The organism is Vibrio sp. TRT 17S01, from assembly GCF_050113695.1.
GTDB lineage: Bacteria > Pseudomonadota > Gammaproteobacteria > Enterobacterales > Vibrionaceae > Vibrio.
In genome coordinates this window covers 1-17,874 of record NZ_JBNJOG010000014.1, presented here as the reverse complement: position 1 = coordinate 17,874, position 17,874 = coordinate 1, and the positions used below count along the sequence as shown (strand labels likewise).

Annotated in this window: 16 protein-coding genes; 10 read left to right on the top strand and 6 right to left on the bottom strand. The window is 45.6% G+C overall.

All coding sequences use genetic code 11. The annotated features are described in order from the left end of the window. Window positions 1-159: 159 nt before the first annotated feature. On the top strand, window positions 160-879 hold the full coding sequence (locus ACQEXS_RS17930; RefSeq protein ID WP_427014736.1) for a WecB/TagA/CpsF family glycosyltransferase: 720 nt from the start codon (window positions 160-162) through the stop codon (window positions 877-879). Between the two features lie 67 nt (window positions 880-946). Here the strand turns inward: ACQEXS_RS17930 and ggt are convergent, their stop codons facing one another. From ggt to rarD, 4 genes are all read right to left on the bottom strand, one after another. After that, entirely contained in the window at window positions 947-2,695 is a 1,749-nt protein-coding gene (ggt, locus tag ACQEXS_RS17925) for a gamma-glutamyltransferase (protein WP_427014735.1), read from the bottom strand. 121 nt (window positions 2,696-2,816) lie between these two features. Next, on the bottom strand, window positions 2,817-3,485 hold the full coding sequence (locus ACQEXS_RS17920) for a LysE family translocator (RefSeq protein ID WP_427012082.1): 669 nt from the start codon (window positions 3,483-3,485) through the stop codon (window positions 2,817-2,819). 126 nt (window positions 3,486-3,611) lie between these two features. Beyond that, complete coding sequence (locus tag ACQEXS_RS17915; RefSeq protein WP_427014782.1) at window positions 3,612-4,406, bottom strand: AraC family ligand binding domain-containing protein; 795 nt, start codon at window positions 4,404-4,406, stop codon at window positions 3,612-3,614. Window positions 4,407-4,478: 72 nt separating this feature from the next. Beyond that, window positions 4,479-5,396, bottom strand: coding sequence for an EamA family transporter RarD (rarD, locus tag ACQEXS_RS17910; RefSeq protein WP_427014734.1), 918 nt, complete (start codon window positions 5,394-5,396; stop codon window positions 4,479-4,481). 224 nt (window positions 5,397-5,620) lie between these two features. On the opposite strand from rarD, the gene recQ reads away from it, so the two are divergent. The 3 genes from recQ (at window position 5,621) to ACQEXS_RS17895 (ending at window position 8,630) form a co-directional block, all read left to right on the top strand. Then, the gene (recQ, locus tag ACQEXS_RS17905; protein ID WP_427014733.1) at window positions 5,621-7,456 is read left to right on the top strand and encodes an ATP-dependent DNA helicase RecQ; all 1,836 of its coding nucleotides are present in this window, start codon (window positions 5,621-5,623) and stop codon (window positions 7,454-7,456) included. Next, window positions 7,449-7,763 carry a DUF3630 family protein gene (locus ACQEXS_RS17900; protein WP_427014732.1) on the top strand — a complete coding sequence of 105 codons (315 nt, stop codon included), beginning with the start codon at window positions 7,449-7,451 and terminating at the stop codon, window positions 7,761-7,763. The genes recQ and ACQEXS_RS17900 overlap by 8 nt, the downstream gene beginning before the upstream one ends. 198 nt (window positions 7,764-7,961) lie before the next feature. Continuing rightward, complete coding sequence (locus ACQEXS_RS17895) at window positions 7,962-8,630, top strand: 7-cyano-7-deazaguanine/7-aminomethyl-7-deazaguanine transporter (RefSeq protein WP_427014731.1); 669 nt, start codon at window positions 7,962-7,964, stop codon at window positions 8,628-8,630. A gap of 167 nt (window positions 8,631-8,797) precedes the next feature. Here ACQEXS_RS17895 and gppA read toward each other — a convergent pair whose 3' ends face one another. Together gppA and rhlB are read right to left on the bottom strand one after the other, a co-directional pair. Further along, entirely contained in the window at window positions 8,798-10,291 is a 1,494-nt protein-coding gene (gene gppA, locus ACQEXS_RS17890; RefSeq protein WP_427012077.1) for a guanosine-5'-triphosphate,3'-diphosphate diphosphatase, read from the bottom strand. Between the two features lie 7 nt (window positions 10,292-10,298). Beyond that, window positions 10,299-11,600 (bottom strand): ATP-dependent RNA helicase RhlB, encoded by a 1,302-nt coding sequence (gene rhlB, locus ACQEXS_RS17885; protein WP_427014730.1) that lies wholly within the window; start codon window positions 11,598-11,600, stop codon window positions 10,299-10,301. Between the two features lie 112 nt (window positions 11,601-11,712). Here rhlB and trxA point away from each other — a divergent pair, with 112 nt between their 5' ends. The 6 genes from trxA (at window position 11,713) to fre (ending at window position 17,545) form a co-directional block, all read left to right on the top strand. Then, entirely contained in the window at window positions 11,713-12,039 is a 327-nt protein-coding gene (gene trxA, locus ACQEXS_RS17880) for a thioredoxin TrxA (protein ID WP_047048192.1), read from the top strand. A 198-nt stretch (window positions 12,040-12,237) separates the two neighbouring features. Further along, window positions 12,238-13,497 (top strand): transcription termination factor Rho, encoded by a 1,260-nt coding sequence (rho, locus tag ACQEXS_RS17875; protein ID WP_367989220.1) that lies wholly within the window; start codon window positions 12,238-12,240, stop codon window positions 13,495-13,497. Window positions 13,498-13,603: 106 nt separating this feature from the next. Further along, window positions 13,604-14,599: a hypothetical protein gene (locus ACQEXS_RS17870; RefSeq protein WP_427014729.1), complete on the top strand. Its 996-nt coding sequence runs from the start codon at window positions 13,604-13,606 to the stop codon at window positions 14,597-14,599. Window positions 14,600-14,693: 94 nt separating this feature from the next. Beyond that, complete coding sequence (gene ubiD / locus ACQEXS_RS17865) at window positions 14,694-16,550, top strand: 4-hydroxy-3-polyprenylbenzoate decarboxylase (RefSeq protein WP_427014728.1); 1,857 nt, start codon at window positions 14,694-14,696, stop codon at window positions 16,548-16,550. Beyond that, complete coding sequence (locus tag ACQEXS_RS17860; RefSeq protein ID WP_367987585.1) at window positions 16,547-16,816, top strand: 2Fe-2S iron-sulfur cluster-binding protein; 270 nt, start codon at window positions 16,547-16,549, stop codon at window positions 16,814-16,816. The genes ubiD and ACQEXS_RS17860 overlap by 4 nt, the downstream gene beginning before the upstream one ends. Before the next feature lie 15 nt (window positions 16,817-16,831). Then, a complete protein-coding gene (gene fre, locus ACQEXS_RS17855; RefSeq protein ID WP_427012073.1) occupies window positions 16,832-17,545 on the top strand; it encodes an NAD(P)H-flavin reductase in 714 nt (237 codons plus the stop codon). The last annotated feature ends 329 nt before the right edge of the window (window positions 17,546-17,874 follow it).

The following is a 17,874-nucleotide window of genomic DNA, read 5'->3' as shown; positions in this document are numbered from 1 at the left end:
TCGCACAAGGCGATTGGTCGATCTGCTATTTTTCGTATGCCATTCTCAATATTGAACTGGAAACTTGGTCAGTGATGTCCTACAAGGTGACATCAAGCTGTAGAGGTCAGGGTAAGGCCGCCATACAATGCCAAAATGTGTTCTGCTCGGTTTACTGTTATGGCAAGCATTTTAGATAAACAGACATTGATTGATGAAAGTAAAAGAGGGGCATTTACTGAAGAGCTCCTTAATACGACTCAAGCGGTGTCAGTAGGTTTTTTGAATCAGCATGGATATAACCTGATAGTAAAAAACACTCGGATTAAACATGACTTTGAACAGTTGGATTACCTGCTAAGGGATGGGAAAGGGATAGAAATTGCGTGTCGCTGCCGTAAGGTGGATCCAAAAGCAAATATGAATGGTGCTGATTTTATCCCTTTTGTGATTTCCAAGTTGATTCGTTCGGAAAGGCCTTTCCAATTTTTTGCCTATGGCACACAAGAACCATGGTTAGAAAAAGGCGCGACGTCGCTATTCGAACAGCGTGAGTTTCTCAGTTTGGATGGTTTTCAGCAAGAATCCGATTATGTGGAGCATTATGCCCAGTATGCGGATCACAATATTTTGAAAGTGATCGTATTGGCAATGGGAATGCCAAAGCAGGAACGAGTGGCGGAGCTATTAAAGATGACGGCTGATTCGCCGGCACTTATTTTTTGCGGTGGTGCCGTTATTGATTTTCAGGCGAAACGGTTCTCTCGTGCTCCAGAAATCTTCCAAAAGTTTGGTTTGGAGTGGCTATACCGTTTGGCGATTGAGCCTAAACGTTTGTTTAGACGCTATGTGATTGGTATTCCGGTCTTCTTTTATCACTCCTTAGTCCAAGGCAAGTAACCACCTTACTTGTATAAATGGCACTACATTTTGCCCCTTGCTTGCTTCAAGCAAGGGGCGTTTCTTTTTACTCTCCGATGGCGATGCCTTCTCTGCGCGGATCCGCGGCACCTTCTAAGCCTGACTCAGTCATACGAATCACATGCAACCCTGAGTTCAAATCGCGAACATTGACCTTAAAGCCCATACTTTCTAGCTTTGGTGCGAATTTCTCTGCAGAAGTTCCTTGCTCGATATCCAGTTCGCCGAATCGATTGAGCAAATGCGGTTGATTGATCGCTTGTTGGATATCCATGTCCCACTGGGTGTGTGCAATGATAGCTTGTGCAACATACCCTATGATGCGACTGCCTCCAGGGGAGCCAATAGCCATATAAGGTTTTTCATTTTGCATGATAATGGTTGGCGCCATTGATGAGCGAGGACGTTTGCCCGGTTCAAGACGGTTGGCAATTGGATGACCTTCTTTATGGGTGCGGAATGAGAAATCGGTCAGTTCGTTATTAAGCAAAAAGCCCCGAACCATTAAGCGTGAACCAAATGCATTCTCGATGGTAGTGGTAATCGAGACCACATTGCCTTCTTTGTCCACCACATTGAAGTGGCTAGTCGAAGGTAGCTCGATGGACTCATCTTGGCTCTGTGTTTGTGCATAGGACCAAGGTGGCGTTCCCGCCGAAACGGTTTCCAGCGCTTTACCTGTGGTGATCAATTTGGCTCGCTCTTTGAGGTAAGCTTGGTCGAGTAAGCCTTGTGTTGGCATTGGCACAAAATCTTCATCAGCCATGTACATGCCGCGGTCAGCAAAGGCTAAGCGAGAAGCATCTGCAATCACTTGCCATGATGTGGCGCTGTCAGCTCCCCATTTTTTAAGATCAAACTGCTCTGTCATGGTTAGGATCTGCCCGACAGTTAATGCGCCGGAGCTCGGAGGGCCCATGCCACATATCTCGTAGTTTTGGTAGGGTGAACAAACGGCATCGCGTTGTTTTACCTGATACGTTGAAAGATCCCTGAGCTCCAGTACTCCTGGGTTCCCTGCGGCATGTTTCACCGTATCGATAATATCAGCAGCAATTGGGCCTTGATAAAACGCAGCTGCCCCTTGCTTTGCGATGGCGGTCAGCGTGTCAGCATAGTGGGGGTTTTTCAGTACCGTTCCCGCTGTCTTTGGTGAACCATCAAGGTTGAAGAAATACGCTTTAGTGGTTGGGAAGCGGCTTAGGCGCTCGGCGTCATTGGCGATCAATGTGGCTAAACGAGGGCTGATCTCAAAACCGTGTTGTGCTAGTTGAATGACAGGCTCAATGAGCTGCTTCCACGGTAGCTTGCCGTATTTTTGATGGGTGTCCCACATCAGCTTAACGGTGCCGGGGGTACCTACAGAACGCCCACCAACGACAGCATCGTAAAACGCTAATGGTTGTCCTTTTTCATCTTGAAATAGTGTTGGTGTGGCCTTTAACGGCGCGGTTTCTCTGCCATCATAAGTGGTGAGAGCTTGTTTTTTCGCATCCCAGTAGACTAAGAAGGCACCACCACCGATCCCGGATGATTGAGGTTCAACCAACCCAAGCATGAGCTGAACTGTCACCATTGCATCAATGGCATTGCCACCTTGTTTTAAGATGTCTGCGCCAGCTTGAGTCGCAATTGGGTTGGCTGCGGTCACCATCCAGTTTTTTGCTGTAACTAATGGCTTTTCTTGTGTGCCGCTGCTTTGTTCGGGAGCAACGGAATCCGCGGCTTGGTTAGCCCAGAGGGTGGTGGAAGCAAATAGTAGAGACGTCGATAAGAGGGTGTTTTTCCACTGCATGGTTTTTCTCCTTGTTATATGCAGATCTGATTGGGTTCAACAGAGCACTATTGAACTCAACTCAGATTGGCAGTGGTCGAATTGAATAGCTAGCTGTTTGTTATGAAATTGTAATATTGAATCAAAATTTAGACTGGTCAATCAGTGGGATTATTGATTGCCATAATATTCCGCTACCAATCAAGGTGAAAACAAAACCACATACGGTGTCGGTGTAGGTTGTGACGGCTTGTAATTTTTGTTGTAGCTTGTGGGTCGATAAAACCCAAGCTAAAAAAGAAAACCAGCCTAAAGATAAGCTAAACAATAAAGCTAACGCGCTGGCTTTGCCTTCAAGTGACATGCCTGCTGGGATCAGGCTCGACATCAAACTGACGAAAAAGACGAGTGCTTTGGGGTTAAGAATATTGGTGGCAAACCCTTTAGTGAAGGCTTGTCGTTTATTGCTTAACAACAAATGGGCAGGTTGCTCTTTGTTCTCTGAGCCAATCGCGCGGTTGTGAAGTGCGCTGCGTAGCGCTGTGATACCTAAATAGAGCAAGTAACTGCCACCAATCACTTGCAATAGGGCAAATAACGTTGGTTGTTGATGCACCAAATAACTGACGCCTGTTAGGCTCAAGAGTGAATGAATCAAGATGCCACAAGATAACCCTAACGCGATGTATAACCCAGTCTGGCGACCATATCGAGAGGCATTTTGAACCACTAAAGCGACATCTGGCCCTGGGCTCATTAAGGCAACAATATGGACAGTACTTAAGGTGGCAAGGATGGTGAGCTCGTTCATGAAAGACTCCGTTGATGATCAATGATAAGCATCATGCCGCAAGCTGCGATAGGGGACTTGTAAATAATCGACATTAAGGTCTGTTGATTTTTCGCTGCAAAAAACAGCTCGAAAGGTCAATAGACACTAATTAACCTGGGAAGGGGAAATCCCAAATGAGAGCTTAAAGGCTTTGCTGAAATGCGCTTGGTCGTAGTAGCCAACTTGGTGCGCAACCTCTGTTCCAGAGATTCCCGCTTTGAGTAACTTCATTGCTTGTTCTAAGCGAAGCCGGCTAAGCCACGCGTAAGGAGTCATGCCCATTTGGGCTTTAAAATGACGCTGAAATTGAGTTGGGCTTAATTGACATAATTGAGCCAGTTGTTCCAGCCGGATAGCCTGATCTAAGTTGGCTAGCAAATATTCTTTTAGCAGAGAAATCGACTTTTTACCAAGAGGTTGTGATGGGCGAGGATCAAATGATCCAAAGCGATCGAGCAATAAGGTAAGACCTTCAAAAGGCAGGCAATCTTTCGCCAATTGACTGATGGATTGTTCATTCAATAGTCGATGAAAGTTGCACAAGTGTGAAAAGATATCTGGATCCGAGATGATCAATTGATTAAAGCTGATAATTTGACCGCTTTGCTTAGGATCTGCCAGATCGCTAAACCAGAGTGGGTCGATCGAAAATATTTTGGTTTGATAACCAGAATCAAGGATAGATTGACCATCATGTAATTCATCGGGCTGCATAATAACCAGCTGGCCCTGATTGACCCGATGTGAGCTACCTTGGTAGTGAAACTTTTGCTGTCCTTGTGTGATAAGGCCAATATGAAGATCGAGATGATAGTGACGTGAAAAAGCGAAGCGCTGATAGCTTGCTTCTATCAGACTTATCGATGGGCTATGAGTATTGTGATAGCTGACCTGATCCATGACACAAAAAAAGCTTGGTGAATTTTTCACCAAGCTTATCGTTGTAGCGTTGAGATGTCTTGTAAAAAACGATCACTCTTGTTTGATAGCTTTCAACTTACTCTGCTTACTCGTTTTTAACCCATCGAAGCTGAACACGACCAAGGCTCCCCAGATAAAGGCGAAGGTGATGGCTTTATCTAAGGTAAATGCTTCGCCATACACAAGTACGGCGAGTAAAAACATCAGGCTGGGTCCTATGTATTGGAAAAAGCCAAGGGTTGAAAGTTTTAATCGGGTTGCCGCGCCAGTGAAACACAGCAGTGGTAGGGTGGTGATTACCCCCGCGGCGACTAATAATAAGTTGAGCGTTGTTGGGTTGTTGGCAAAGTCTGCGGTGGGAGAGTCAGTAAGCCACAATAAATAAATGGCCGCAGCAGGCAGCATTACTAAGGTTTCAATAAATAAGCCTGTCAGTGCACTCACACTGACTTTTTTGCGAAGCAGGCCGTAGCAGCCAAAAGTACAAGCCAGTGCGATCGCGACGATAGGAACAGAACCAAAAGCAATGAGCTGCACCAACACGCCGCATGCAGCTAAACCGACGGCAAACCACTGTAATTTACGTAAGCGCTCACCGAGAAATAGCATCCCCAGCACCACATTGATTAACGGGTTAATGTAATAGCCCAAACTGGCATCAAGCATGTGGTTCGCATTGACCGCCCAGATGAAAATTAGCCAATTGACGCCAACTAACACCGCTGTTGAAATCAAAAACAGCAGCTTAGTTTTATTTTGGATAACATCACGGACGCTGTGCCAATGGCGGCCAAAATGCAGTAATACGGCGAGCAATACAAATGACCACACCACGCGATGGCTCAATATTTCAAGCGGAGAGACCGAACTAATGGCTTTAAAGTAAATTGGTGCAATGCCCCACATGGTGTAAGCGCCAATAGCGAGGAAAATACCCTGACGCGCTCTTTGTTGTTCTTCGGGTGTCATTGTTTATCCCCTTTAAATCGGTTGAGCAGAATCGAAGTATACGGGGGTAACTTGCAATCTTCCTAACAATTTGCGGCGATAGTCGTCATGACCTTATCGAATAACCATGCAATAACTATGGACTAAGGAATCGTTGAGAAGCTCGCTTATTGTGAGTGGTTGGGTATACAATGTGCGCTTTGCTTTGCACCTGCAACGACACTCGATATCCAACAGAGAATTGAATGACCTCGACACTGTTAGCCGAACAACCTGAGCGATCAACCAGCCCTCAAACTGTATTAGAAACCGTATTCGGCTATCAGCAATTTCGTGATGGTCAACAAGAGGTGATTGATGCGGTAGTTCAAGGGCAAGACTGTCTGGTGATCATGCCTACCGGTGGTGGTAAATCTCTTTGTTACCAAATCCCTGCCTTGGTGCGAGAAGGGATCACACTGGTTATTTCTCCGCTGATCTCTTTGATGAAAGATCAGGTCGACCAATTAAAGGCCAATGGTGTTGCAGCCGAATGCATCAATTCCACAATGAGTCGAGAGGCGTTGCTGTCGGTGTACAACCGGATGCATTCTGGTGCTATCAAACTCGTGTATGTATCACCAGAGCGAGTGTTGATGCGAGATTTCATCGAGCGTTTGCACAACCTGCCACTTTCGATGATTGCGGTTGATGAAGCACATTGTATTTCTCAGTGGGGACACGATTTTCGTCCGGAATACGCGGCACTTGGTCAGCTAAAACAGCAGTTTTCACACGTACCATTCATGGCACTGACCGCCACCGCAGATGATGCAACTCGCACTGACATTACTCATCGTCTGCACCTCAATGACCCTCATAGTTATCTTGGCAGTTTTGACCGGCCGAACATCCGCTATAACTTGGTGGAAAAGCACAAGCCAGTTTCTCAGATCATCCGTTTTCTTGATGGGCAGCGGGGCAATTGCGGCATCATCTATTGCGGTAGCCGCAAGAAGGTCGAGATGCTGACAGAAAAACTATGCAATAACCACATTCGAGCGGCAAGTTATCACGCAGGGCTAGACGCCGATGAGCGTGCGTATGTCCAGGAAGCATTTCAGCGCGATGATATTCAAATCGTTGTAGCGACGGTGGCATTTGGCATGGGCATCAACAAGCCCAATGTGCGCTTTGTGGTGCATTTTGACATCCCGCGTAACATCGAGTCTTACTATCAGGAGACGGGACGTGCTGGTCGTGATGGCCTACCAGCCGAAGCGATGATGTTGTATGACCCAGCAGATATCAGTTGGCTGCGCCGTATGTTGGACGAGAAAGACGAAGGGCCACAGAAACAGGTTGAAGCGCATAAACTGAATGCAATGAGTGCCTTTGCGGAAGCGCAAACCTGTCGTCGACAGGTATTGCTGAACTATTTTGGTGAATATCGCGAGCAACCTTGTGGCAACTGCGATATTTGCCTAGATCCCCCGAAACGATTTGATGCCACTGATGAAGCGCGTAAAGCGTTATCTTGTGTTTATCGAGTCAATCAGAGCTTTGGTATGGGATATGTGGTTGAAGTGTTGCGCGGTATGCAAAACATTCGGGTACGTGAAAATGGTCATGATAAGCTCTCAACCTATGGTCTCGGGCGCGATCATAGCCACGACTACTGGGTGAGTATTTTCCGCCAACTGATCCACAAGGGGTTGCTGTTCCAAAACATCACCCGCAATTCGACTTTGCAGCTGACGGAAGAAGCGAGGCCATTGTTGCGGGGAGATATGGAACTCGAGCTGGCTGTACCACGCTTAGACACAGCGGCACGTGCTGCGAAGTCAGAAAAATTGTCCAACAAGCATTACGATAAGAAGCTGTTTGCCAAATTGCGTAAGCTGCGTAAGTCGATTGCCGACGAAGATGGATTGCCACCGTATGTGGTATTCAGTGACGCTACCTTGATTGATATGGCAGAAATATTACCGACGTCTTACGGTGAAATGCTGGCGGTGAATGGAGTCGGGGAGCGTAAGCTGGAAAAATACGCCGATCCATTTTTAGATTTAATTCAGGAGCACATTACTCATCATGGCTGATGCACAAAAGGAATTTGGTTTAGCAGAATATGATGCTGAGCAAGGCCGGATCATTATAACTACCCCACGCTTTGACTACGACAGCTTCCCATTACTTGGTGATAAACTGTTGTCATTGCTGTCTGCTACGCCAGTGGAGAAACAATGGGATGCCGATATCCATTCTTGGTTGATTGACTTTGAAGGTTGCCAGCTCTTTTTAAAAGCGGAGCATTACAGCGAATGTGTTTGGTTGGAAGCCTTATCCATCTGCGACAGTAAAGAAGAACTCGATTATCTTGCTGGCTTATTTCAACGTAGATTTTAGCTCTTAAACGTTTGCGTCTTTTCCCACCATTGCAGCCTGATTTGATTAATGTATAATCAGCGCCCGCTCATTTATGAGCAAACTTTATTGCGCTGATTGTCAGCGTTTATTTTGACATTGTTGGTAAGAGTCCGTTTGCGGTGCAAATTGATTCGATTTGGGTTCCCTCACCCCCAAACCAAACTAAAAAGGTATCGCATGAGTAACTTTACCCCTGCGCAGCAGCGCAACGCCCTTTTTTATCTGGTCATTTTTCATCTGATCATCATTGCATCGAGCAATTATCTGGTTCAACTACCCTTTACTGTCTTTGGTTTTCATACCACTTGGGGGGCATTTACCTTCCCATTCATTTTTCTGGCCACGGATCTTACGGTGCGAATTTTTGGCGCTAAGCTGGCTCGTAAAATCATTTTCTTAGTGATGCTCCCAGCGCTCTTGGTGTCGTACGTTTTATCGGTGCTGTTTTTCGAAGGTCAGTTTCAGGGCCTCTCTCATCTTGGCGAATTTAATTTGTTTGTTGCACGTATCGCAATCGCTAGCTTCATGGCGTATTTGCTTGGACAAATTATGGATGTGCATGTGTTTAATCGTCTGCGTCAAATGAAACAGTGGTGGGTTGCACCCACATGTTCCACCTTGTTTGGTAATGCCCTCGATACCATCGCTTTCTTTGCGATAGCGTTTTACCAAAGTCCAGATCCATTTATGGCGCAACACTGGCAAGAAATTGCACTGGTGGATTATGGCTTTAAGCTTGTGATTAGCCTTGGCCTGTTTGTGCCAATGTATGGTGTGCTGTTGAACTACCTGATTAAAAAGATCACGGCATCCAATCCCGAGTTTAAACCGACGACTGCGATGTAACATTGAGTCTAATTTATTGAAAGTAAAAGCCGCCTTGTAAATAAGGCGGCTTTTTTTTGATAAGGATAAACTTGAATGAAGCATTTGGATCATGGGTGTCCAAATACTATGAGAGCTGTACAACGGCGGCTATAGGAACAAAAAAGGCTCCTTAAGGAGCCTTGCTATTACTGAGCATGAATGGCGAGTGGCCAGCCAATGTCGGTTTGGCGGTTCGCTTCGATTTCCAGTTCAGCAGCGGTGAGTGGGTTACGTGCCAGCCACTGCTCATCAATGGAAAGCGTTAACTTGTCGTTTTCAGCACGTAGCGTAATGTGCGGCTCAAGTGAAGGATTACGTCTGTGAGTTAGTAACACCGCTAAGCGCAGCAAACGTAGCACCCGTTTACCACTGTTGCCTGATAAAGCGTGCTGTTCTGGCAACGAGGTGAGTTGTTCACGATAACGACGGACCACTTCACCCAAATAATGTTTTTGAGCACGGGTATAACCAGGTAAATCGAGATTTTGCAGCAGGTAAGCACTGTGTTCGCCGCCTTTTTTGAAATCGATGGTTAGGCCGATTTCATGCAGCTTGGCGGCGGTTTGCAACAGTATTTCCGCGTGCGCTTCTTCAATCCAGTTTCGGCCACCACATTGTGTCAGTAGCTTGCTGGCTAAAGTGGAAACCTGTTCTGCGTACTGAACATCAAGCTGGTAACGCTGTTGAACGCTACTGATCGTGCGGGCACGGATATCATCTTGACGTAGCTCTTGCACCATTTCATACACCAGACCTTCACGTAGTGCACCGCCAGCTAGTGTCATTGAGTCGATTTCAAGCAGTTCAAAAATCGCGATCAGGATCGAAAGGCCACTTGGGAACACTAAAGCACGCTCCAGCGTTAAGCCCTCAATTTCAAGCTCTTCTAGGTGATCAGCTAGCATGGCTTGTTTTTGTAGCCGTTTGAGCTTGGCATGGGTGATCACTTCATCCATCCCTTGTGCCAACATGATTTCTTGTAATGCCTGTACCGTGCCTGAGGCACCTACGCACACATCCCAACCAAGAGTTGTATATTGCTCAAGAATAGGCTGTAAGGTCTCTTTTGCTGCGGCAATGGCATTGTTGAAGTTGGTTGCGGTTAGCTGACGATCTTTAAAATGGCGTTCTAACCAAGTGACGCAGCCCATTTTTAGGCTGGTGAGTGCACTGGCATCAAAACCTTCACCGATGATCAGCTCAGTACTGGCGCCACCAATATCGACCACAAGGCGGCGACCTAAACCACCCGATGTATGCGCCACCCCTTTATAAATAGTTGCGGCTTCTTCTTCACCAGAAATGACGTCAATATTGTGGCCAAGGATCTGATTGGCTTTTTCCAAAAATACCGCAACATTAGTTGCGGTACGTAAGGTAGCCGTTCCCACAATACGGATATTTTCTTGTGGAATGTCTTGGAGACGTTCTGCAAACAGACTCAAGCAATCCCAACCACGCTGCATGGCTTCCTGACTGAGCGCATTATTTTCGTCCAGACCAGCAGCAAGGCGAACCTTGCGCTTAATTTTTGCCATGGTTTGTACGCTACCATCGATGTGACGCACCACGAGCATATGAAAACTGTTCGACCCGAGGTCGATGGCTGCGTAGAGCGGAGAGGAAACAGCTTGAGTCATAGTCTACTTAAGAATCCTTTTGTTGACGTTGGCGAGAGCGATTGTTTTGACGACGGTTACCCGAACGCGAACCACCTGTGTTAGTACGACGCTGCTGCGGACGGTTTGAACGCATGCGGATCGGTGCAGGTAAATCTTCAATTAGGGCACTTGGATCGTAATCCGATACCGGGATCGCGTGCTCAATGTATTCTTCAATCGGTGGAAGGTTAATCGCGTAATCTTCACATGCAAAGCTGATTGAGTGACCACTTGCACCAGCACGACCAGTACGGCCGATACGATGAACGTAATCTTCACAATCGTCAGGAAGATCGAAGTTGAACACGTGCGTCACTTGCGGAATATGTAAACCACGAGCTGCCACATCGGTTGCCACCAAAAGGTCAACATCCCCTTTGGTAAATTGATCTAGGATTCGCTCACGTTTTTTCTGTGGCACGTCACCTGTTAGTAGACCCACACGGTGACCATCGGCAGCAAGGTGGCCCCAAATGGATTCACATTTGTGTTTGGTGTTGGCGAAAATTATCGCGCGCTCTGGCCATTCTTCTTCAATCAGCGTTTGTAGTAGTGCCATTTTGTGTTCGTTAGAAGGGGAGAACAACTCTTCTTGAATACGGTGACCCGTTTTCACTTCTGGCTCAACCACCACATGCTCTGGGTTGTGCATGTGCTCGAAAGCTAATTCTTGTACGCGGTAAGACAGTGTTGCCGAGAACAACATGTTCAAACGCTCTTTTGGTTCAGGCATGCGACGGAACAAGAAACGAATGTCTTTAATAAAGCCCATATCAAACATGCGGTCCGCTTCATCAAGAACAACAGCTTGAATATGGTTTAGGTTAAACACGCGTTGCTTGTAGAAATCGATAATACGGCCAGTGGTGCCAATCAGTACATCAACGCCATTTTCTAGTTTACCGAGTTGCTTATCGTAGCTTTCACCGCCGTAAGCCAGTGCAGCTTTGATACCCGTACTCTCAATTAATGGTGCCGCATCATTGAAAATTTGGATCGCCAACTCACGGGTCGGAGCCATAATAATGGCACGTGGCTGCGTTGGCTTACGTCCTTCATGTTCTGGCGTATTTAGCAAATGGTTAAAAGTAGCGGTCAGAAAAGCCAGGGTTTTACCTGTACCTGTTTGAGCCTGACCTGCAATGTCTTGGCCGGTGAGCAGTACCGGCAACGCCAAGGCTTGGATCGGGGTACAAAACTCGAACCCTTTTTTCTCCAATCCTTCAGTAACTTGGGGGTGTAAACCCAAATCGGCGAACTTTTGCTCTGTGATATGCGTCTTTTTCATTGCTATAGAATATCAGCTTAAGCTTGCAATACGAAAGTAAATACATTCCAATAGGGCATCTATTTACTGGCTATCATTAAACCAGTTCAGAAAAAACACATTGGAGTGGAAGATGAGTGACAAGATTTTGCAGCTAACTGATGACGGTTTTGAAAACGATGTAATCAACGCTGCAGGCCCAGTTCTGGTCGATTTTTGGGCAGAGTGGTGTGGTCCTTGTAAAATGATTGCGCCGATTCTTGACGAAATCGCAGATGAGTACGAAGGCAAACTCACTATCGGTAAACTGAATATTGACCATAACGCAGGTACTCCACCTAAGTTTGGTATTCGTGGTATTCCAACGCTGCTGCTATTTAAAGACGGTAGTGTTGCGGCAACAAAGGTTGGCGCATTGTCTAAGACTCAACTAAAAGAGTTTTTAGACGCAAACCTTTAATCTCGCAAAAATAAAACCGTGCCAAAAAATTGCGCACGGTTTTATTTTTGAACCACAACAAAAGATAGACTAGGCTAGTATTTAGTGCTAATTTATCGCACGTTAATTAAACAGAATTCTCTTCTTGGTCGATCCTGTGACCAAATCCATCTTAACTAGAAAACAGATCCTATTTTGACTAAACAAGTATCCACCACCATGAATCTAACAGAACTGAAGAACAGACCTGTGTCTGAGCTTGTGAAACTTGGCGAAAGCTTAGGCCTGGAAAACCTGGCGCGTCTGAGAAAACAAGACATCATCTTCGCCATCCTTAAAGCACATGCGAAAAGTGGTGAAGATATATTTGGCGACGGGGTGCTGGAAATTCTTCAAGACGGCTTTGGCTTCCTACGCAGTGCTGACAGCTCATACCTTGCTGGTCCAGATGATATCTACGTATCTCCAAGTCAGATTCGTCGTTTCAACTTACGCACTGGTGATTCGATTGCCGGTAAGATTCGCCCACCAAAAGATGGTGAACGTTACTTTGCGCTATTGAAAGTTAACACGGTTAATGCAGACAAACCGGATAATGCGCGTAACAAGATTTTATTTGAGAACTTGACTCCTCTGCATGCCAATGAGCGCATGGTGATGGAGCGTGGTAATGGCTCTACTGAAGACATTACGGCTCGAGTTCTAGACCTTGCGTCTCCAATTGGTAAAGGTCAGCGTGGTCTGATCGTTGCTCCGCCTAAAGCGGGTAAGACAATGCTGCTGCAAAACATTGCTCAAAGTATTGCCTACAACCACCCAGAGTGTGAGCTAATGGTACTTCTTATCGACGAACGTCCGGAAGAAGTTACTGAGATGCAACGCCTAGTTAAAGGTGAAGTGATTGCGTCAACATTCGATGAACCAGCGTCGCGCCACGTACAAGTTGCAGAAATGGTTATCGAGAAAGCAAAACGTCTTGTTGAACATAAGAAAGACGTGGTTATCTTGCTTGACTCTATCACGCGTCTAGCTCGTGCATACAACACTGTAGTACCTTCATCAGGCAAAGTACTAACGGGTGGTGTGGATGCAAACGCATTGCACCGTCCTAAGCGTTTCTTCGGTGCAGCTCGTAACGTTGAAGAGGGTGGTAGCTTAACTATCCTAGCAACGGCTCTAGTTGATACTGGCTCTAAGATGGATGAAGTGATCTACGAAGAGTTTAAAGGTACAGGTAACATGGAAATTCACCTGAACCGTAAGATTGCTGAAAAACGTGTTTTCCCAGCGATTGATTTCAACCGCTCTGGTACTCGTCGTGAAGAGCTGCTTACTAAGAACGATGAACTACAGAAGATGTGGATTCTGCGTAAGATTGTTCACCCAATGGGCGAAATCGATGCAATGGAGTTCTTGATCGATAAGCTAGCAATGACCAAGACCAATGATGAATTCTTTGATGCGATGCGTCGTCAGTAATTCTTCATAAGAGTTTTTAAACGCCACCTCTATTCGAGGTGGCGTTTTTGTTTGCATTCTTGTTAAACAGTCTTCACAATGGATGAAATGTTACAAGGAGGTTAACATGCAACAAGGAATGTTGTCGTCAGTTCTCCTGTCACTTACGTTAATGACAGGCTCTCCTGTTATCTCTGCCACTGAGATGCAACCCGCTACGGTTGAACAGTGGCTGCAAGACGAACAATTGCAGCAAAAGGTCGCTGAAATGCTGCAGTATGTCGTTGAAGATGAGATAGACTCTCTCAGCTTTGCGCTTGAGCGCTTAGCCTTGCCCGAGCAAGAAGTTGTCCGTTACCTACTGCTTAAGAAAATAGAAAACCAGCAGATCATATTATCCCCTCATATGGCAATATTTGTTGAACAGCAAAAAGCCATGGTTCCTACCTATAAAATCCTCGAGCGCGGTGATGGCTATGAATTTACTGTGCCAGCCTTTAATTATCCTGCTATCGCGAGCCGATTGCTCAAACGGTGGAAACAAGATCAATCCACATTAGAATTTGTACTTGAAGCTGAGCGAAAAGAGTTGAATTTAAAAGATTGGTTGCGTGGCAGTGAGTCTTTGGTACAAACCAGAGAAGCATTGCTTATTAGAGAAATGGACAGCTTGTCACCAGAGGCCGTTTCTTTCTTAGTTGAGCAATTAACAGAAAAAGCGGTAACCAGTTGGCTTCCTTCTTCTGCCGTTGTAGTGCGTTTAGCGCAAGTGAGTGAAGATGCAAATATGTATAAGCTGCTATGGTTAATGCGTGCCGATTACAACAGTGAGCATGAATTGGCACGGTTAGCTCGAGTTGCTGATACATTTTCTCTGCAACAAGTCATGCTAGCGGCGTCAAATCCGAGCTTGAAAGCACAAGCAATTCAGGCGTTGAGCCGTGTTGAACCGATGCCAGAAAATGTGAAAGCGTTTTTAGTGTCGCGTATGACCTTATCGGAAGAAGCGCCTTTAGTTGCAGAAGCGTTGGCACAACAGGGTTATCGTTCTTGGTTAGAAGAGTTAATTGCTCAAAATCCCAATGTAAAACATCGTGCTATTTTGGGCGTGCTAAATCCCTGACACGATTGGTAATAGAAACCACACTAAAAAGAGGGATCGTCAGGTTCCTCTTTTTGATATACTGCCCGAAGATTAACCAGCCAGTAAAAGGCCTATGAGTTTTAAGGATTTACGCGATTTTATCAGCCACTTGGAGCAAGAAGGCAAATTAAAACGCATTACTCACCCGGTAGACCCTCACTATGAAATGACCGAGATCAGCGATCGTACTTTGCGTGCTGGTGGTCCTGCTCTTCTGTTTGAAAATCCCATTGGTTACCAAATGCCAGTGCTAACCAATTTATTTGGCACGCCGGAACGTGTAGCAATCGGCATGGGGCGCCAGCATGTCAAAGAACTTCGCGAAGTTGGAAAGCTGTTGGCCTATCTAAAAGAGCCAGAACCGCCAAAGGGTTTTAAAGATGCATTGGACAAATTACCGCTGTTCAAACAAGTACTAAATATGCCGGCTAAGCGCTTGCGTAAAGCGCCTTGTCAGGAAGTGATTTGGAGTGGTGATGCGGTCGATCTCGATAAAGTCCCAGTGATGAGTTGCTGGCAAGACGATGTCGCTCCGCTTTTAACATGGGGACTAACGGTTACACGTGGACCAAACAAAAAGCGCCAGAACCTTGGGATTTATCGTCAGCAGAAGTTAGGCAAGAATAAAATTATTATGCGTTGGTTAGCTCACCGAGGGGGTGCACTAGACTTACGTGATTGGATGGAAAAACATCCGGGTGAACTTTTTCCCGTCTCCGTCGCTTTTGGAGCGGATCCCGCCACTATTCTAGGCGCCGTAACACCAGTACCAGATACGCTATCTGAATATGCGTTTGCAGGTCTGCTGCGTGGCAGTAAAACCGAAGTGGTTAAATCGATAAGCAATGACTTAGAAGTCCCTGCCAGTGCAGAGATTGTTCTCGAAGGGTACATTGATCCTAACGAATTCGCTGATGAAGGGCCTTATGGCGATCATACTGGCTACTACAACGAAAAAGAAAAGCACCATGTGTTTACCATTACGCATATCACCATGCGTAAAGAGCCTATTTACCACAGTACCTATACTGGTCGTCCACCTGATGAGCCTGCTGTACTAGGCGTAGCACTGAATGAAGTGTTTGTGCCGATTCTGCAAAAACAGTTTCCTGAGATTGAAGATTTCTATTTGCCACCAGAAGGTTGTTCGTACCGAATGGCCGTGGTAACGATGAAGAAGCAATACCCAGGTCATGCCAAGCGCGTCATGATGGGTGTGTGGTCTTTCCTTCGTCAGTTCATGTATACCAAGTTTGTTGTCGTTTGCGATGACAGTGTTGATGCGCGTAATTGGAATGATGTTGTCAAAGCGATGACAGAGCATATGGACCCAGTGCAAGATACTTTGTTTATTGAAAACACGCCAATTGATTCTCTCGATTTCGCCTCACCAGTTGCTGGGCTTGGCTCAAAAATGGGCTTAGATGCGACTATGAAGTGGCAAGCTGAATTGGTTGGTTCGCAGCAGAGTGATCAACAGCACTCTCAATCAACCCAAGCAGAACTTGATGCTTTTATCGAGCAAAATCCAGAAGTCGTTGATATCTATATTCCTCCGACTGCAATGAATAACAGCTTTGCCGTCGTAACGATGAAGAAAGAGTATGCTGGTCAATCGCAGCAACTGGCAGAAAAAGTTGAGCAGCTTCTTCTAGAGCGAGGGGAGCCTAAGTTTATTGTTGTTTGTGATGATGACGTAAACGCTAAAGATTGGAACGATATCATTTGGGCGATCACCACGCGTATGGATCCAAAACGCGACACTAAACAAGTCACCAACCTTGAGCAAAGCTCTTCACGTCTCGTGTTGGATGCAACGAACAAAGTTGAAGGTGAAGAAATTGTTCGAGAATGGGGGACGCCTATCAAGAAAGATCCTCAACTTGTGGCGAAAATCGATACGATATGGAATAAGTTAGGTATCCTATGAGCCATATCGCTGTCTTGCATCCAAATAACCTAAAATTTGAAATACAAGATGGGCAAACGGTGCTGGAAGCTGCGCTCAACAACAATATTTGCTTCCCGCATCGTTGTCAGGTAGGAGCATGTGCAGCCTGCCTATGTAGAAAAATAGAAGGCGAAGTTACATATCACCTTGAACCTATGCTCACAGAGAAAGAGCAACAACAAGGGTGGATATTTGCTTGTCAGGCCTTTGCAGAAAGTAATTTAGTACTTACTTTTGAAGAGTAAGATTAGAGGAAGACCATGAGCATTCAATGTAAAGTTAAGTCTATTCAGCCGTTAGCCTGCAATACATACCAAATCCTACTTCACCCAGAAAGTCCGGTAAGCTTCAAAGCGGGACAATACTTGATGGTTGTTATGGGTGAGAAAGATAAACGTCCTTTCTCTATCGCAAGTAGTCCTTGCCGACATCAAGGTGAGCTTGAATTGCATATTGGTGCTGCAGAACATAATGCTTATGCGATTGAAGTGGTAGAAGCAATGCAAAAAGCGCTGGCGGAAGACGGTGAGATCACCATTGATGCGCCCCATGGTGAAGCTTGGATAAGAGAAGAAAGTGAACGTCCTCTGCTACTCATTGCCGGTGGAACAGGTTTTAGCTATGTTCGTTCGATCCTCGACCATTGTGTGGCACAAAATAAAAAGAACACCATCTATTTATACTGGGGTGGTCGTGATGATTGCCAATTGTATGCTAAAGAGGAACTGAATGAGATCGCTGAACATCATAGTAATGTTCATTTTGTTCCTGTAGTGGAAGAAGCAAATACTCAATGGAAAGGCAAAGTGGGTAATGTATTGCAAGCCATTACTGAAGACTTCGAATCATTAGAAGATTACGATATCTATATTGCAGGTCGTTTTGAAATGGCAGGGGCTGCGCGTGAACAGTTTACGCAAAACAAGAATGCAAAGAGTGAACACATGTTTGCAGATGCTTATGCTTTCATTTAAAAGCTAGTTAACTTCAGAAAAAGAGAGCAAAAACGCTCTCTTTTTTGCCTTTTTGCTGCTTTATTCAACGAAATGGTATTTTTTTTAATTTTTTTTGAAAAAGGGGTTGCGCTAAAAGCTTAACTCCCTATAATGCGCTCCCACTGACACGGCAGACGCCACAAGGCTTCAGCCAAGGTCATAGAGGTGAAAAACTTCTGAGAAAAGAAATTTGAAAAAGTGTTTGACTCTTCAAATTATCTCGTTAGAATGCACCTCCGCTTTGAGAGAAAACTTCTCGCAAAGCAAAGCTCTTTAACAATATAAACCTATCAATCTGTGTGGGCACT

Coding starts and splice junctions, on each gene's coding strand:
- ACQEXS_RS17930 (WP_427014736.1), top strand. CDS start 160: ATGGCAAGCATTTTAGATAAACAGACATTGATTGATGAAAGTAAAAGA.
- ggt (WP_427014735.1), bottom strand. CDS start 2,695: ATGCAGTGGAAAAACACCCTCTTATCGACGTCTCTACTATTTGCTTCC.
- ACQEXS_RS17920 (WP_427012082.1), bottom strand. CDS start 3,485: ATGAACGAGCTCACCATCCTTGCCACCTTAAGTACTGTCCATATTGTT.
- ACQEXS_RS17915 (WP_427014782.1), bottom strand. CDS start 4,406: ATGGATCAGGTCAGCTATCACAATACTCATAGCCCATCGATAAGTCTG.
- rarD (WP_427014734.1), bottom strand. CDS start 5,396: ATGACACCCGAAGAACAACAAAGAGCGCGTCAGGGTATTTTCCTCGCT.
- recQ (WP_427014733.1), top strand. CDS start 5,621: ATGACCTCGACACTGTTAGCCGAACAACCTGAGCGATCAACCAGCCCT.
- ACQEXS_RS17900 (WP_427014732.1), top strand. CDS start 7,449: ATGGCTGATGCACAAAAGGAATTTGGTTTAGCAGAATATGATGCTGAG.
- ACQEXS_RS17895 (WP_427014731.1), top strand. CDS start 7,962: ATGAGTAACTTTACCCCTGCGCAGCAGCGCAACGCCCTTTTTTATCTG.
- gppA (WP_427012077.1), bottom strand. CDS start 10,291: ATGACTCAAGCTGTTTCCTCTCCGCTCTACGCAGCCATCGACCTCGGG.
- rhlB (WP_427014730.1), bottom strand. CDS start 11,600: ATGAAAAAGACGCATATCACAGAGCAAAAGTTCGCCGATTTGGGTTTA.
- trxA (WP_047048192.1), top strand. CDS start 11,713: ATGAGTGACAAGATTTTGCAGCTAACTGATGACGGTTTTGAAAACGAT.
- rho (WP_367989220.1), top strand. CDS start 12,238: ATGAATCTAACAGAACTGAAGAACAGACCTGTGTCTGAGCTTGTGAAA.
- ACQEXS_RS17870 (WP_427014729.1), top strand. CDS start 13,604: ATGCAACAAGGAATGTTGTCGTCAGTTCTCCTGTCACTTACGTTAATG.
- ubiD (WP_427014728.1), top strand. CDS start 14,694: ATGAGTTTTAAGGATTTACGCGATTTTATCAGCCACTTGGAGCAAGAA.
- ACQEXS_RS17860 (WP_367987585.1), top strand. CDS start 16,547: ATGAGCCATATCGCTGTCTTGCATCCAAATAACCTAAAATTTGAAATA.
- fre (WP_427012073.1), top strand. CDS start 16,832: ATGAGCATTCAATGTAAAGTTAAGTCTATTCAGCCGTTAGCCTGCAAT.